This is a genomic window from Paraburkholderia sp. RL17-347-BIC-D (assembly GCF_046027915.1).
Taxonomy (GTDB): Bacteria; Pseudomonadota; Gammaproteobacteria; order Burkholderiales; family Burkholderiaceae; genus Paraburkholderia.
The window spans coordinates 453,129-467,991 of record NZ_JARESS010000001.1 but is presented as its reverse complement, the minus strand read 5'-3'; the positions used below and the strand labels follow the sequence as shown (position 1 = coordinate 467,991).

Annotated in this window: 12 protein-coding genes; 9 read left to right on the top strand and 3 right to left on the bottom strand. The window is 62.6% G+C overall.

Features of this window, described 5'->3' with window-relative positions; all coding sequences use genetic code 11:
* Positions 1-14: 14 nt before the first annotated feature.
* Positions 15-1,025, bottom strand: coding sequence for a LysR substrate-binding domain-containing protein (locus P0D96_RS02155; RefSeq protein WP_132374417.1), 1,011 nt, complete (start codon positions 1,023-1,025; stop codon positions 15-17).
* Positions 1,026-1,219: 194 nt separating this feature from the next.
* On the opposite strand from P0D96_RS02155, the gene P0D96_RS02150 reads away from it, so the two are divergent.
* The 3 genes from P0D96_RS02150 (at position 1,220) to P0D96_RS02140 (ending at position 5,716) form a co-directional block, all read left to right on the top strand.
* Positions 1,220-3,007 carry a thiamine pyrophosphate-dependent enzyme gene (locus P0D96_RS02150; RefSeq protein WP_408311229.1) on the top strand — a complete coding sequence of 596 codons (1,788 nt, stop codon included), beginning with the start codon at positions 1,220-1,222 and terminating at the stop codon, positions 3,005-3,007.
* Positions 3,008-3,056: 49 nt separating this feature from the next.
* Positions 3,057-4,229, top strand: a complete 1,173-nt coding sequence (locus P0D96_RS02145) for a porin (RefSeq protein WP_408311670.1) — start codon at positions 3,057-3,059, stop codon at positions 4,227-4,229.
* Positions 4,230-4,345: 116 nt separating this feature from the next.
* The gene (locus tag P0D96_RS02140) at positions 4,346-5,716 is read left to right on the top strand and encodes an MFS transporter (protein WP_408311226.1); all 1,371 of its coding nucleotides are present in this window, start codon (positions 4,346-4,348) and stop codon (positions 5,714-5,716) included.
* An 80-nt stretch (positions 5,717-5,796) separates the two neighbouring features.
* Here the strand turns inward: P0D96_RS02140 and P0D96_RS02135 are convergent, their stop codons facing one another.
* Positions 5,797-6,828 carry an isocitrate/isopropylmalate dehydrogenase family protein gene (locus tag P0D96_RS02135; RefSeq protein WP_408311223.1) on the bottom strand — a complete coding sequence of 344 codons (1,032 nt, stop codon included), beginning with the start codon at positions 6,826-6,828 and terminating at the stop codon, positions 5,797-5,799.
* A gap of 177 nt (positions 6,829-7,005) precedes the next feature.
* Between P0D96_RS02135 and P0D96_RS02130 the strand changes: the two genes are divergently transcribed.
* The 5 genes from P0D96_RS02130 to P0D96_RS02110 all read left to right on the top strand — a co-directional run bounded on the left by P0D96_RS02130 (position 7,006) and on the right by P0D96_RS02110 (position 11,792).
* Positions 7,006-7,938, top strand: coding sequence for a LysR family transcriptional regulator (locus P0D96_RS02130; RefSeq protein WP_408311220.1), 933 nt, complete (start codon positions 7,006-7,008; stop codon positions 7,936-7,938).
* Between the two features lie 398 nt (positions 7,939-8,336).
* The gene (locus P0D96_RS02125) at positions 8,337-8,900 is read left to right on the top strand and encodes a hypothetical protein (protein ID WP_132374412.1); all 564 of its coding nucleotides are present in this window, start codon (positions 8,337-8,339) and stop codon (positions 8,898-8,900) included.
* 47 nt (positions 8,901-8,947) lie between these two features.
* Positions 8,948-9,883: an isocitrate lyase/PEP mutase family protein gene (locus P0D96_RS02120; RefSeq protein ID WP_408282206.1), complete on the top strand. Its 936-nt coding sequence runs from the start codon at positions 8,948-8,950 to the stop codon at positions 9,881-9,883.
* A gap of 26 nt (positions 9,884-9,909) precedes the next feature.
* A complete protein-coding gene (locus P0D96_RS02115; RefSeq protein ID WP_408311217.1) occupies positions 9,910-10,800 on the top strand; it encodes an amidohydrolase family protein in 891 nt (296 codons plus the stop codon).
* Positions 10,801-10,838: 38 nt separating this feature from the next.
* Positions 10,839-11,792 carry an isocitrate lyase/PEP mutase family protein gene (locus P0D96_RS02110; protein ID WP_132374409.1) on the top strand — a complete coding sequence of 318 codons (954 nt, stop codon included), beginning with the start codon at positions 10,839-10,841 and terminating at the stop codon, positions 11,790-11,792.
* Positions 11,793-12,059: 267 nt separating this feature from the next.
* Here P0D96_RS02110 and P0D96_RS02105 read toward each other — a convergent pair whose 3' ends face one another.
* A complete protein-coding gene (locus P0D96_RS02105; RefSeq protein ID WP_408311214.1) occupies positions 12,060-13,172 on the bottom strand; it encodes a hypothetical protein in 1,113 nt (370 codons plus the stop codon).
* Between P0D96_RS02105 and P0D96_RS02100 the strand changes: the two genes are divergently transcribed.
* A complete protein-coding gene (locus tag P0D96_RS02100) occupies positions 13,158-14,777 on the top strand; it encodes a PqiB family protein (protein ID WP_408311211.1) in 1,620 nt (539 codons plus the stop codon). The genes P0D96_RS02105 and P0D96_RS02100 overlap by 15 nt on opposite strands.
* Positions 14,778-14,863: the final 86 nt, after the last annotated feature.

Below are 14,863 nucleotides of genomic sequence, written 5' to 3'. Positions count from 1 at the left end.
GTCGCGCGAGGCGTTCACCGCATATGAGCGAACCGGCGAAACACATTCGCCTCTTCGCTGCGATGCGAGGTGACGCGTGCATGATTCATGGCGGGGTCGAGCAGCGTGATGCCGGACCACTCGCCCTGCGCGGAAAGCTCGTGAATCAGATCGACGATAGTCTGACACACCACGGAGGTCGCGGAATTCATCGGCGTCGCGCTGGACCAGCAGACGCTCGCCGGACGCTTCAACGCGGGGTCGACAATTCTGCGCACGCGCGGGCGCCGTGCCGGATCGCGTTGCGCCAATGCCGACACCGGCAGGATCGTGCACGCCGCGCCCGATTGCGCAACGGAGATGAGCGTGGGAAGCGAGTCGATATCGGCGACGATATTCAGCTCGACGTTCTCGCGCGCGAACACCCGTTCGAGCAACAGGCGCAAACCGTTCGAGATGCCGGGCGCGACGAGTTTCACCCCGCTGAGTTGCGCGAGGGTGCAGGTTTGTGCAAGCGCACCCACTGTTCCGCCCGGCTCGCCGAATACGTACAGCTGTTCTTCGAGAACCGGCAGCGCGGTCACGCCCAGCGTGTCCGCATCGCGAAACAGAATGGCCAGATCGATGCGTTCGTTCGCGAGTAGTTCGCTGATAAAGCCACTCATGCTTTCAAAGAACTGCAAACGGATGCGAGGAAAGCGCTCCTGAATGCGCGCGAATAGCGGCATGGCGAGAATCGACGCCATGGTGGTCGGAAAACCCACGGCGACGGTGCCGCTTTCGGCATTTCCACCCTCCCGCACTTCCTGCTTGAGCTCCTCCATTTGCCGCAATACCAGCCGGCTATGACGATAGAGCGACTGGCCCGCGGCGGTCGGCGCCACGCCTTGCCGGCTTCTGATCAACAGCTTCGTTTCGAGTTCCTCCTCGAGGCGGCTCATCTGCTGGCTCAGCGAAGGCTGCGCGACATACAGCTTCTCGGCGGCCTTGCCCATGCTGCCGCAATCGACGATCGCAACGAAGTACCGAAGCTGACGGGTATCCATGATTCGTGATCCTGAGTTTAACGGTCAGAGGTTATGCCTATGATGGACTCATTCAATTGGTATTTCCACGCAAACCGCACTTCTTCTACAGTCTTTCAATTGGCATCACACAAGCGCGCCGACACGCTGGCGCCCGACAGGAAATGCAGACCGTTCTTCGCGAGAGAGAAAGCATCGATAGCGGCATAGCTGATATGCCGTCGATCCAATTGATGCTGCACGGCGATCAAAACAACAATGGACTCGTCGACTCCCCTTTCGCCCACTTCTATTTACGGCTCATGAATCCTGCAACCGCAACGACTTCATCCCACGCCCTGCTTTCCGTGCTCGCCGCAAACGGAATCGATCGCGTTTTTCTCGTGCCCGGTGAAAGTTATCTGGGGATTCTCGATGCGCTCGCGGACTTTCCGCAAATCGACGTGGTGACGTGCCGCCACGAAGCGGGCGCCGGTTTCATGGCATGCGCGGACGGACGCCTGACGCGCCGTCCCGGCGTCGTCATGGTCAGCCGTGGACCCGGCGCGAGCAACGCGTCGATTGCTTTGCATACCGCGCAACAGGACGGCATTCCTCTGCTGTTGATCGTCGGACAGATCCCCAAAGCGGATTTGCGCAAGGAAGCATTTCAGGAGATCGACTATCAAAGCATGTATGGGTCGATCGCCAAAAGGGTCTTGGAAGTCACGGCGCCGGAACAGTTGGCGACCGCCGCGTTCAAGGCGCTGCGTATTGCAATGGCCGACACGCCCGGCGCCGTCGTGCTGGTCGTACCCGAAGATATTCAACAGCAGCAGGTCGAGTCGGATGCATGGCAGGTGCCGCCTGCCGTAGCGACAATCCCCTCCGACGCAACGCTCGAACGTATCGCCCGTCTGCTCGAACAGGCGCAGCGGCCGCTCATCATCGCCGGTGGCGCGTTCGAAGCGCCGCGCGGGCGCGACTCGCTGCTGAGGTTCGCGCAAACGTACGACGTTCCGGTCGCGGTGTCGTTTCGACGACAGGACATTTTCCCCAACCGGCATCCGCTGTATGCGGGCGATCTGGGATTGGCCAATCCGGCGGAGCAGATCGAAGCCTTCGAGTCGAGCGACTTCGTGCTCGCACTCGGCACGCGACTCGGCGATATCACGACACAGGGTTATCGCTTCCCGAAGCCGCCGCGCGCGGCGCAGACATTCGTGCATTGCCACGCGGACGGCCACCCCGTCGGCCTGCATGTGGCGCCGGATATCGGTATCGTGTGCGATCCCGTGGCGCTTGCCGATGCGCTCGTTGGTGTGCATCGTTCACCAGCGCGTTCGCAACGATGGTCTATGCGCTTGCGAGGCATCGCCACGCACATCGCCGAATGGCCGCACCGCACCGTCGAACCTGGCGACAGCAACGGCGACACTGGCGCTGGCGTGCGATTCGTCGACGTCGTTCGCTCACTGGCGGAGCATGCCCCCGTGGATGCCGTGATCTGCGTCGACGCCGGCACGTTCGCCGCGCCCGTGTACCGCCATTTTCCTTTTCGCTATCCGCAACGCCTGATGTCACCGCTGTCCGGCGCAATGGGTTACGGCACGCCGGCCGCCATTGCGACGCAGCTCCGCTTGCCGGCGCAAAAAACGATCTGCCTCGTCGGCGACGGCGGCTTTGCGATGACCGGCAACGAGATGATTGCCGCAGTGGCGCGCCGCTTGCCGATCCTCTTCATTCTCTCCAACAACAACTGCTACGGATCGATCCGCGTTCACCAGGATCGTACCTATCCGGGACGGCATATCGGCACCACACTGACCAATCCGGATTTCACCCTGATTGCCGGCGCGTTCGGCATCGACGCCGAGCGCGTCACGGCTTCAGACGAAATCGACGCAGCCGTCAAACGCGGCCTCGCGGCACAGCGGCCCTATTTCATCGAAGTCATGTCGAGCATCGAATCCGTTCAGCCACTTTCGAGCGTGCCGTCGATGGCGCTCAACCAGGAGCCCTGATTGCGGTTATCACCCTACAACTAGAGACACGCAAGGAGACAACATGAAGATGATGTCCACGGCGGGACTGCTGGCAATCATTGCCGCAACCGCGCCATCCGCTTTCGCCCAGTCGAGCCTCACGCTGTACGGAATGATCGACGAAGGGCCCGAATACAACAGCAACGCAGGAGGCAAGCACCTGTACAACCTGACCACGGCCGCGCAGGGTGGCAGCCGTTGGGGGTTTCGTGGCTCGGAAGATCTCGGCGGCGGCCTGAGCGCCATCTTCAGGTTGGAGAACGGCTTCGATCTCGGCACCGGCAAACTGGGCCAGGGCGGCCTGATGTTCGGCCGGCAGGCCTACGTCGGGTTGGCGTCCACGCGCTTCGGCTCCGTCACGCTGGGACGTCAATATGATTCGGTGGTCGACTATATCGGGCCGCTGACGGTGGGCGATCAGTGGGGCGGCACGATCGGTTCGCACCCCGGCGACCTCGATAACTTCGACAATAGCCAACGCACCAACAACTCGGTCAAATACGCGAGCGCGAACTACGACGGCATCACGTTCGGCGGTCTGTACAGTCTGGGCGGCGTGGCGGGCAACGTCACGCAGAATCAGGTGTGGTCGCTCGGCGCCGGCTATACGAACGGACCGCTCGCGCTCGGCGCCGCGTATCTCAACGTGCGAAATCCGAACGTCAGTTTCTTCGGCAACAGCACGACGGGCACGGCCACGCCAGCGGCCAATTCGATCACGAGCCCTGTGTACAGCGGCTACGCGTCGGCGAATACCTATCAGGTGATCGGCGCCGGCGGCAATTACACGATCGGCGCCGCCACGCTCGGCGCGACCTATTCGAACACCAAATTCATGGGACTCGGCAATACCGCGCAAAGCGGCCCGAATCCACGCCACCTCGGCGGTGAAGTGACATTCAATAACGTCGAACTCAGTTTCAAGTACCAGGTGCTGGCCAGTCTGCTGGTCGGGCTCGAATACGACTACACGCGCGGCAGTTCGGTGAACGGTGCAGATGCGGCCCAGTACCACCAGGGCACGCTCGGCGTGGACTACTTTCTTTCGAAGCGAACCGATTTGTATCTGGTCGGCGTTTATCAACACGCCTCAGGGGTAGACTCGACCGGCAAGCCGGCGGTCGCGGCGATCAATCAGGTCACCGCGTCGAACAGCAATAACCAGACCGTCGTGTCGCTCGGCTTTCGCCACAAGTTCTGATGAAACTCACTCCGCACGCGGTCCGAGCCGCCGACCCCAGCCGCTTTCTCCCACGTTTGCGCGTGACGCCCGCGCGCAATGAACGTGCGCAGTCCCAACGGACACAAGGATGCACCATGACAACCAACCTGCGCATTCCCATCGCCGCGCGAATCGAGCGCCTTCCCGAATCGAACTACCTGCGCTTATCGATTCTGCTGATTTCGCTTGGCACGTTCTGGGATTCGTACATGCTATTTTCAGTTGGGCCCATTTCCGCGCATTTCTTCGCTTACCTCGGGCAACCGCATCTCGCCACCGAATTGCCGCTGGCGCTTTTTTTCGGCACGTTCGTGGGCGCGGTCGGCTTGAGCACGGTGGCCGACAAGATCGGCCGGCGCGGCGCCTTCACGCTCGATCTCTGCATTCTCGCGACCGGCGCGCTGCTCGCCGCGTTCTCACCGAATGCCACGGTATTGCTGATCGCGCTATTTATTGCGGGCATCGGCACCGGCGCGGAATTGCCGTTGTCGACGACCTACGTGCAGGAACTGTCGCCCGCGCGAGCGCGCGGCAAAATGTCGAGCTTCGCGCTGACGATTGGTTTTCTCGGCGGCACGGTGGGCGGTTTCGCCTCGATGCTGCTCGTGCCGCTGAATGACTTGCCGCTACCAGGATTTCGCATCGCATTGCTGCTCGCGGCGCTCGGCGGCTTTTCATCGCTTCTGCTGCGCATGGGCTTGCCCGAGTCGCCGCGCTGGCTGGAACGCATGGGCCGGCGCAACGAAGCCGACGACGTGATGGATAAAATCGAGCGCCGCGTCATGCGCGAAAAGAACCTCGTGATGCTGCCGCCCCCGCCGAAAACGGAATACGAAATCGAGAGCGGCGTATCGCCGATCAGCCTGCTGCTGTCGCGCGCCTATCTCCGCAGAACCATGAGTGCGTGGGGAATCGAACTGCTACAGGGATTCGGTGCATACGGCTTTGCCACGTTCGTGCCGTTCTTCCTTTACTCGCGCGGCTATTCGATCGTGCACGCGCTGACCTACACCGCCGTCATCCAGATCGCGTACCCGGTTGGCTGTCTGGTCTCCGTCTACATTACGGACAAGATCCAGCGCAAATGGGGCATGGCGTTCGCGTATGTGCTGAATATGATCTTCGGCCTGTGTTTTCTGCTGGCCGACTCGACCTACATGATCGTGCTGTTCGGCTTTCTCACCGAGGCCATGATTTTCATCAACGGCCCGTTGCTGCATACGTATGAGGCTGAAATCTATCCGACGGGCATCCGGGCGCGCGGCGCCGGCATCAGCTTCGCGCTCAGCCGGTTGGGCGGTTTTTTCGCGCCGCTCGTCGCGTCGTTCCTGCTGGGGATCGGTGCGGGGCATAGCTGGTTGATCGGCATCGGCGCCGCGGCGTGGTTTGCCTGTGCGCTCGTTGCCGCGATCGTCGCCGTGGATACGACCAACATCAGTCTGGAAGATCTCGAAGTGAAGCATTGACGCGCCGATCGCTGCCGGTTCCTGCGCCGGGCGGCAACGCCCGTCGCAATGGAAGCGGCAGCGATATCCTCGCGGCCCACTCAGCCGAGCCGTGCAATCAGTGCGTCCGTAAATACCGCCGTCGATGCATGCCCGCCCAGATCGGGCGTGCGCACGTTGTCGTCGTTGAGCGTCTGTCTGATCGCCTGATTGAGCCGCTGCGCGAGATCGCCCGCGCCGACGTGTTCGAGCATCAGGCCCGCGGCCAGCATCTGCGAGACAGGATTGGCAATGCCGCGCCCGGCGATATCCGGCGCCGAGCCGTGCACGGCTTCGAAAATGGCGGCGTCGGCGCCGATATTCGCGCCGGGCGCGAGGCCGAGTCCGCCGACCAGTCCCGCGAGTTCGTCCGAGAGAATATCGCCGAACAGATTCGTGCACAGCAGCATGTCGAACTGCCACGGATTCAACACGAGCTGCATCGCACAGGCGTCGACGATGCGATCGTCGACGGCCACCCTGCCCTCGTAGTCGCGCGCAACCTCTCGCGCCGTCTCGAGGAAAAGACCGGTCAGCGCCTTCAGCACGTTCGCCTTGTGAACCACGGTGATTTTTTTGCGTCCATGCTCGACCGCGTAATCGAACGCGTATTGCGCGATGCGCCGGCAACCTTCGCGCGTGTTCATTCCCGTCAGAACGGCGACGCCATGCGGATCGTCACCTATCGGAATGTAATGTTCGTGCGCCACATAAAGCCCCCCGATGTTCTCGCGCACCAGCACGATATCGATATCGTCATAGCGCCCCGGCACGATGGTGCGCACCGGCCGGAGATTGGCGTAGAGCGAAAACGCCTCGCGCAGCCGCACATTGACGGAGCGGAATCCTCCGCCTACGGGTGTGGTCAACGGCCCTTTCAACGCGAGCCTCGTGCGGCGAATGCTGTCGAGCGTCGTCTCCGGCAACGGTTCGCCGCCGCGTTCGATTCCGGCCATGCCCGCGTGCTGAATGTCCCACGCAAAGGGCGCGCCTAATGCGTCGAGTACCTTGACTGTGGCAGCGGTGATTTCCGGGCCGATGCCGTCGCCCGGTATCAATGTCGCGGGAATGGGGGATGATTTGCTTGAACTCATCGTGCAACTCCTTCTGTGTGTTCCAGACACGGCAATACAACGGCAATACACGGCGACATGCTCGCGAGCAATGCCGCCGGATGCCCGGGTAGAGCACTATTATCAAAACTTTGTGCGCGCCTCACAATCGATTTATCGGGCATAGCAGCTATGCCGCAAAAAAGCAGGAGCGTCAGAATGGATCTGAGACGACTCGAATTGCTGATGCAGGTGTCCGCATTCGGCAGTTTTTCGAAAGCCGCCACTGTGCTGGGCATCGCGCAACCTGCGTTGGGCCGGCAGATCCAGAAGCTCGAAGAGGAATGCGGACTGCGTCTACTCTACCGCCACGGCCGCGGCATTTCGCTGACGCCGGAAGGCCTCGCACTGATCGAACGCGCGAGTCCGCTCGTGCGCCAGTTGGCTGCGATTCCAGCGGATCTCCAGTCGGAACGCGACTCGCCGCATGGACTCGTTACCGTCGGCTTGACGCCGACCGTGTGCAATCTGATCGGCATGCGCTTGATCGCCGGTTTGCGCGAGACACATCCCAATCTACAGGTGAACGTGGTATCGGGCTATAGCGGCTATGTGCACGAGTGGCTGATCGACGGCCGCCTCGACATGGCGATTCTGCACGACGCCCGCCGCTCGTCCACCGTCGCGGTCGATCCTTTGGCGGCCGCGGAGTTGTTCCTCGTCACGCCGGCTGCCGCCACGAACTTCGCGATACCTGACGAGACGACGCTCGCGGGCGTTGCGCAAATACCGCTGGTTTTGCCGACGCGCAACCACGGTCTGCGCCGCACGCTCGAATACGCGGCCGGCAAGGAAGGCGTGACGCTCGACGTGCAGTACGAAGTCGACACGCTCGAACTGCTCAAGGAAATGGTGGTCGCCGGCCTCGCCTGCACGGTACTCGCGAAACCCGCCGTGCTCAGCGAACTGGCTGCGGCTACGCTGCACGCGCGGGCGCTCGCGAGGCCGCAATTGCACACGCGGCTCGTGCTCGCGACCGCGGTTCACCGTCCGGTCACACACGGCATCCGCATTGTGGAACTGGCGATCAAAGCACTGTTTACAAAGCTTATCGAGCAGCACGATCAATATGGTCTCTCGCTGCCGCAGTAGCGTGAGCGAACCATAGGATTGGGCTATGTCCGTGTCATCGTTTTGGTATTTCCGCGTTGCGGGCGCTTGCTCTATATTGGTTGCAACACAACGCAGCCGCCTCAAACGCAAGACGGCGAACCACTAAACGGAGACCCCCTCGCACGTCACGCGCGCCACAGCCTTACATCGGCATTGCGTGACAGTCACTTCATCGCGCCGGCAAGAACTGCAGCGTCTCTCGCAACGCCCGGTCAATCATGCCGCGACCGGCCTCGCGTTCACCCAGTGCATCGGTCACGCATGCTGCTGTGCAGCGCGAGGCAATTCCGATAGCACGGTTCCTGCTCGAGCAAGCCGAGGCGCCGTACGGTAGGCCAGATATGTGTCAAACAGAAGAGGACGCAATGGAGCACACAATGAGTCAATCGAAAGAACCGATCGATGTCGTGGCGATGTTTCCCCAGGTCGCCGACATTAGCGACGCGACGCTGCGCAAGGCCGTCATTGCCACATGGGAGACGCTGTGGGAGATGAGCCCCTGGAAGCGGATCGCGGAGGTTCCGACATCGACTGAAATTCCTTATCCGACTCTGCCCCATAACCAGTGTGTGCTGGAGATGGCGATGTCAGTCGCCGATCTGTTCGAACGCCACCACGGCATCAAGGTGAATCGCGATTATCTGATCGCAGCGGCCGTGTTGCAGGACGCGAGCAAAGTGGTCGAGTTCGCACCGGACGCGGAAGGCAAGGTCGTCGCGACCGATATCGGCAAACAGTATCCGCACGCCTTCTGGGCCGCGCATCTGGCCTTGCGCAACGGCATTCCCGATGAAATCGTGCACGTGCTGCTGACGCATTCGCCACAGGCGCCGAAATTCCCCGCCACGCTCGAAGGCAAGATTCTGTACTACGTCGATCAGATAGACGTGATCGGCATTCACAAGGACCGCTGGCGCAAAGAGCTTTTCATTACGAAGTGACGCGCAGCTGAGCAGCCATTGCCAGTTCGTATTGCCTGGAGGAAACGATGAGCAAGAGAAGCAAGCTGCGTGAATTGATTGCCGCCCCTGAAATCCTGGTGATGCCGGGCGTGTTCGATGGTTACAGCACGAGACTGCTCGGCGCATCCGGATTCGCCGCGGGCTTTGTGACCGGCGCCGGCGTGAGTGAAGCCAGTCTCGGCTGGGCCGATCAGGGCATCATGGGACTCGAGGAAAACCTGCGCGTCACGCGCGCGCTCGCCTCCTGTTGCGAGCAGCCGCTGATTGCCGACGCCGACACCGGCTACGGCAACGCGGTCAACGTGCATTTCACGGTTCGCGCGTTCGACGGCGCGGGCCTCGCTGGCGTGATGATCGAAGATCAGGTCTGGCCGAAACGCTGCGGCCATATGAAAGGCAAACAGGTGATCTCCGCCGAGGAAGGCGCGGAAAAAATCCGCGCCGCAGCGGAAGCGCGGCTGGATCCGGAGCTCCTCATCATGTCGCGGACCGACTCGCTCGCCACGCATGGCATCGACGAAGTCATCAAGCGGTTGAATATGTACGCCGAAGCCGGCGCGGACCTGCTGTTCGCCGACGCGCTGCTGGCCACGGATCATATTACGACGGTCGTCAAGAATGTCTCCAAGCCGGTTTGCGTCAACATGGGATTCGGCATTCGCCAGCGCTCCACCACGCCGTTGATTTCCGCGCGGCGATTGCAGGAGTTGGGCGTGGCCGTGGTGGTCTATCCGCGCTTGCTGACGGCGGCGGCCATTCAGGGCATGAAGAACGCGATTGCTACGCTGAAGGAGTCGGTAGCGAGCGGTGATGTGATCGAGCGCCCCGACCTCGTCGTGTCGTTCGAGGAACTCAACGATCTGGTCGGGATCGCGGAGCTCGAACGCATCGAACAGCGCTATCTGACACCGGAACAATATCAGCAGAAATACGAGCATGCCGCGTACGAAAAACGGCCGTGACTGCCAACCCTGGCGCGGAGCTTGACATGACCGATTTGCCCAAAGATCGCCACCACGCATCAACGGATGAACCGCCGGTCTGCCAGTCGCCGGATGCCTCGCCGGTTGCGCTACCGTTCGTCTTGCCGCCGGGCGCATGCGATTGTCATGCGCACATCTACGGGCCGCCTGAACGGTATCCGTACCGCGATAAGCGGCGCTATACGCCCGCGCCTGTCGGCCTCGACGAATATCGCGCACTGCTCGCGAAGCTCGGCGTCACGCGCGCGGTGATCGTCCAGCCGACTGTCTATGACGACAATCGGATCACACTCGACGTGCTCAACACATCGTCCGGCGCATGGCGCGGCATTGCGCAATTGAAACCGGACGTGAGCGACGCGGAGTTGCGGCGTCTCGACGCTGCCGGATTCCGCGGCGTGCGTCTGCATACGCGCTCGGGTCTCGACGATCTGGACGCAATGGCAAGGCGCGTGGCGCCGCTCGGCTGGCACGTGCAATTGCATCTCGATGCGCGTGACCTCCCGGAGATCGGCCCTCGCCTCGCGCGTTTGCCGGTGCCTGTCGTGCTCGATCATTTCGCGCGCATCGTCGTTCAGGACGGCCTCGATCAGCCGGGTTTCAAAGCGCTGCTGACGCTCATGGAAAGCGGCCGGTGCTGGGTCAAACTATCCGCGCCGTTTCGCCTCGGCGACGACATTTCCCCCTATGCCGCCGTGCTGCCGTACGCCAAAGCACTCGTGGCAGCGCGGCCTGACCGGCTGGTGTGGGGCAGCGACTGGCCGCACTCGTCCTATCACGGCGTGATGCCCAACATGGGCGTACTGCTCGGCGTCGTCGGCGAGTGGGCGCCCGAGGGCGGCACCCGCGACATGATTCTCGGCATCAATCCCGCGCGGCTATACGGCTTCGAATAGCCGTATAGCCGCGCGTTTCCAAACGTGGAGAGTGGCATATGGGCAGCACGAAAATCCAGCAGATGCGAGCGCTTCTGAATTCCGGTGAGATCATCATTTCACCGGGCGTCTACGACGGCTACAGCGCGAGAGTGATCGAGAAGATGGGTTTCAAGGCGGCCTCGACGACCGGCGCGGGGCTGGCCAACTCGCGCCTGAGCCAGCCAGACATCGGCATCATGACGCTCACGGAAAATGTCGATGCATGCCACTGGCTGGCGCGTTCCGTCTCGCTGCCGCTGATGGCCGATGCGGATACCGGTTACGGCAATCCAGTGTCGGTGTATCACACCGTGCAGTTGTTCGAGGAAGCCGGCGTGGTCGGCGTGAATATCGAGGATCAGGTCAGCCCGAAGCGTTGCGGCCACATGCGCGGCAAGGAAGTGATCGACGCGCGGGAAATGGCCAAGAAGATCGAAGCCGCCGTGAAGGCGAAATCCGATTCCGGCTTCGTGATCAATGCGCGCACGGATGCGATCGCCGTCGAAGGTATCGATGCCGCGATCGAACGCGCGAAACTGTATGTGGCCGCCGGCGCGGACATGGTCTATCCCGACGCGATCGCATCGGAAGAGCAGATCAAAAAATTCGTCGACGGCGTCAACGCGCCCGTCAGCATCAACATGGGCTTCGGCATTCGCTCGCGGCCCACCACGCCGCTGATCCCCGTGCGTCGTTTGCAGGAGCTCGGCGTAAAACGCGTCACCGTCGCGCGGATGTTGCCGGCGGCCGCGATCATGGGCATGATGCGCGCGCTCGAACTGTTTCGCGACGGCGCGCAGAACGGCACGGTGCACGACCGGCCCGATCTGCTGGTGGGCATCGACGATATTACCGACCTGATGGGCTATCCGATGATCGACAAACTCGAAACGGAATTTCTGCTACCCGAGGATATCGAGCGGAAATATGGTTCGAGCGCGGCGAACTACGTGGTGCGTGAGAAACGTTAGGCTTTCAGCACGCACGCGGCTTCGCGAACCGGACGAGGCTTACTCGCTGCCCGCTTCCTCGTCCGTCGATAAAACTTCCTTCAAGCCCAGTTCCTCGGCAATCCTCGACATGAGGCCGTCGCGCCGCCACTGCAACCCACTGCAACCATTTGATATAGCAGGTCTGCGACGGAGGAAAGGACGCGGGCAGTCGATGCCATCTTTCGTTCTGCGTCGTGACCCATAGGCGCTGGCGGTTCGGAGTCGAGGGTGCGCGTTCGGCAAATCCTAATATCGGTTCAGCGGTCCTGGCAAGGTGTCGTCCTTGCGCTTCGTCCTCGCCCGATTTGCACTCCGGCGTAGAACCGCGCCGATCTCTTTCCATCGAGGACGACGCCGCGCATCGTCGCCCGCATAGTTCGATTCGACCGCGGCGATCAAACTCGCGGCATCCTGATCGCCGGTCGCATCGATGTTCTCGAAGCGCGCGGGACGACCGAAGTCGCCTCCTCTATCCATCCACGCATACAAGGCCGGAATGGTCCGCCGCCACTCGCCCTTGCGCGCGGCCATCGCGAGCTTGCGCCAGGCGAGCGCGTCGCCTGCCAGCCAGCGCTTTCGCGCTTGACTCACCACACGTTCGCTACGCCGCACGAAAGACCCCACACGTGCACGCAAGGCAATCAACAGGATCACGCCCAGCACGACGGCACAGCCGACAATGACCTGCCGCGCATGAATCACGACGATTTGATGCGGCATACCTTCACGCATGGCGTCGACGGGTAGCTCGAATAGCGGCTTTTCCCGTACCGCGGCGGCCGAGAAACGCACCGCCGGCAAGACGATCTTTTCCTTGCGCCGCGTCGTCGTGTTCCACCATTCGATCGTCACGGGCGGCAGATTGTAGTTGCCCTTGCGATCGGCGACGTAGCTCGCGCTGTCGGTTCGCTCGCCGGCGACGAGTCCGGCGCGGTCCTCGACGATGTTGCGCGTCGCCGCGGGTTTCGCGTAGCGCTTGAGGCCGGCCACGTCGGCGAGTATCGCGGGCGGAATCAGCATCGACTCGGTGCCCGCGGCGCGCTGAGTAATCGTGCGCGTGAGCGGCGCGCCGACGGCGAGGTGCCCCGGCGCCGGTTCGATTTTCTGTTCGACGGTGAGTTTGGGCGCGGCGAAAAAGGTGGTCATGCCTTCAGCGCCTGGCGGCAAGATCGCGACGAGTTTCAACGCGGGCGTCGTCACCTGCGCCGGTCCTGTCATGCCGCCGGGGTACACGGTAACGGTCAGCGGCTCAATCTCGAAGGTCTTGCCCGCCTGCGGCGCGATCCGGTACGCGCGCGGCGAACCGCAGCGAGGCCGCGCCCAGCCACGCCTCGGAGCCCCGCCATGAGTAGCCCGCAAGGACCCGCCCTGCCGCCCGACCTGCCCGATCCCGACATCGCGCCGCGCCGCAGCTGGCTGCCCTCGCTCGTCTGGGTCGTTCCGCTGATCGCGGCGTTGATCGGTATCGCGCTGGTCATCAAGTCGGTCACTGAGCGCGGTCCGGCGATCACGATCGTCTTCGACAATGCCGAAGGCCTCGAACCCGGCAAGACCCAGGTCAAGTACAAGGACGTCGAAATCGGTTCGGTGAAGTCGATCACGCTGTCGAAGGATCGGACGCACGTACAGATCGCCGTACAACTCACAAAGCAGGCGGAGAGCTTCGCGGTCAAGGACACACGCTTCTGGGTAGTTCGCCCCCGCGTGGGCGCCACCGGCGTGTCGGGCATCGGCACGCTGCTCTCGGGCGCGTATATCGGCGTGGACGTCGGCCGCTCCACGGAAACGCAAACCGAGTTCGTCGGACTGGAGACGCCGCCGCCCATCACCGCCGACCAGAAAGGCCATCGCTTCACGCTGCATGGCGATTCGCTCGGCTCGATCGACATCGGCTCGCCGATTTTCTACCGGCGCGTGCAGGTGGGCCAGGTGTATGGCATTTCGCTCGACAAGGACGGCACGGGAGTGACGATGCAGGTGTTCGTCGCCGCACCGTACGACCAGTACGTCGGCACCAATTCGCGCTGGTGGCATGCGAGCGGCGTCAATGTGCGGCTCGATTCGGCCGGCTTCGTCGTCAACACGCAGTCACTTGCGGCGATTCTGGTCGGCGGTCTCGCATTCCAGACGCCGCCGGGTCAGCAAATGGGCACGCCGGCCGCGGAGAAAACCGAGTTCCGGCTCGCCGCCGATGAAACGGACGCCATGCGCGCGCCGGACCGCGCACCAGTGCGCGCGGCGATGATCTTCAACCAGTCGCTGCGTGGACTGTCGGTGGGCGCGCTGGTCGACTTCCGCGGCATCGTGCTTGGCCAGGTGACGGACATCGGCGTCGAATACGATCCGCACGCGCGCAGCTTCGTCATGCCGGTGACGCTGGATCTGTACCCGGACCGGCTACGGCGGCGTTCCCGTGGCACGGCGATGCCCGAGGCGGGTACGGCGGCCGGCCACGACCTGCTGGAGCGTCTCGTCAAGCGCGGCCTGCGTGGCCAGTTGCGCACCGGCAACCTGCTCACGGGCCAGTTGTACATTGCGCTCGACTTCTTCCCGAACGCCGCGCCCGTCAAGTTCGACGCCAATAGCGAACCGGTCCAGCTGCCGACCATTCCGAACACGCTCGACGCGCTGCAGACCCAGGTGGCCGACATCGCGAAGAAGCTCGACCGGATTCCGCTCGATCAGATCGGCTCGAATCTGAACACGTCGCTGAAAAACGCCGACGCGCTGTTCAATCGGCTGAACAACGAAGTCGTGCCGCAGGCGCGCGATACGCTCGCTGCCGCGCGGCAGACCTTCGGCTCGGCCGAGGCGACTTTGCAGCAGGATTCGCCGTTGCAGTCGGACGTGCACCTGGCGCTGCAGGAATTGACCCGCACGCTGCAATCGCTGAACGCGTTGGCCGACTATCTGGGGCGCCATCCGGAGTCGCTCGTGCGCGGCAAACCTGGAGACAAGCCATGACTTCCTCATGGCCCTCCTCCATCAGTCAACGGCCCGGCGTCGGCACTGACACAGCAATGCGTTTGCGATAGAACAAGGCGCCGACG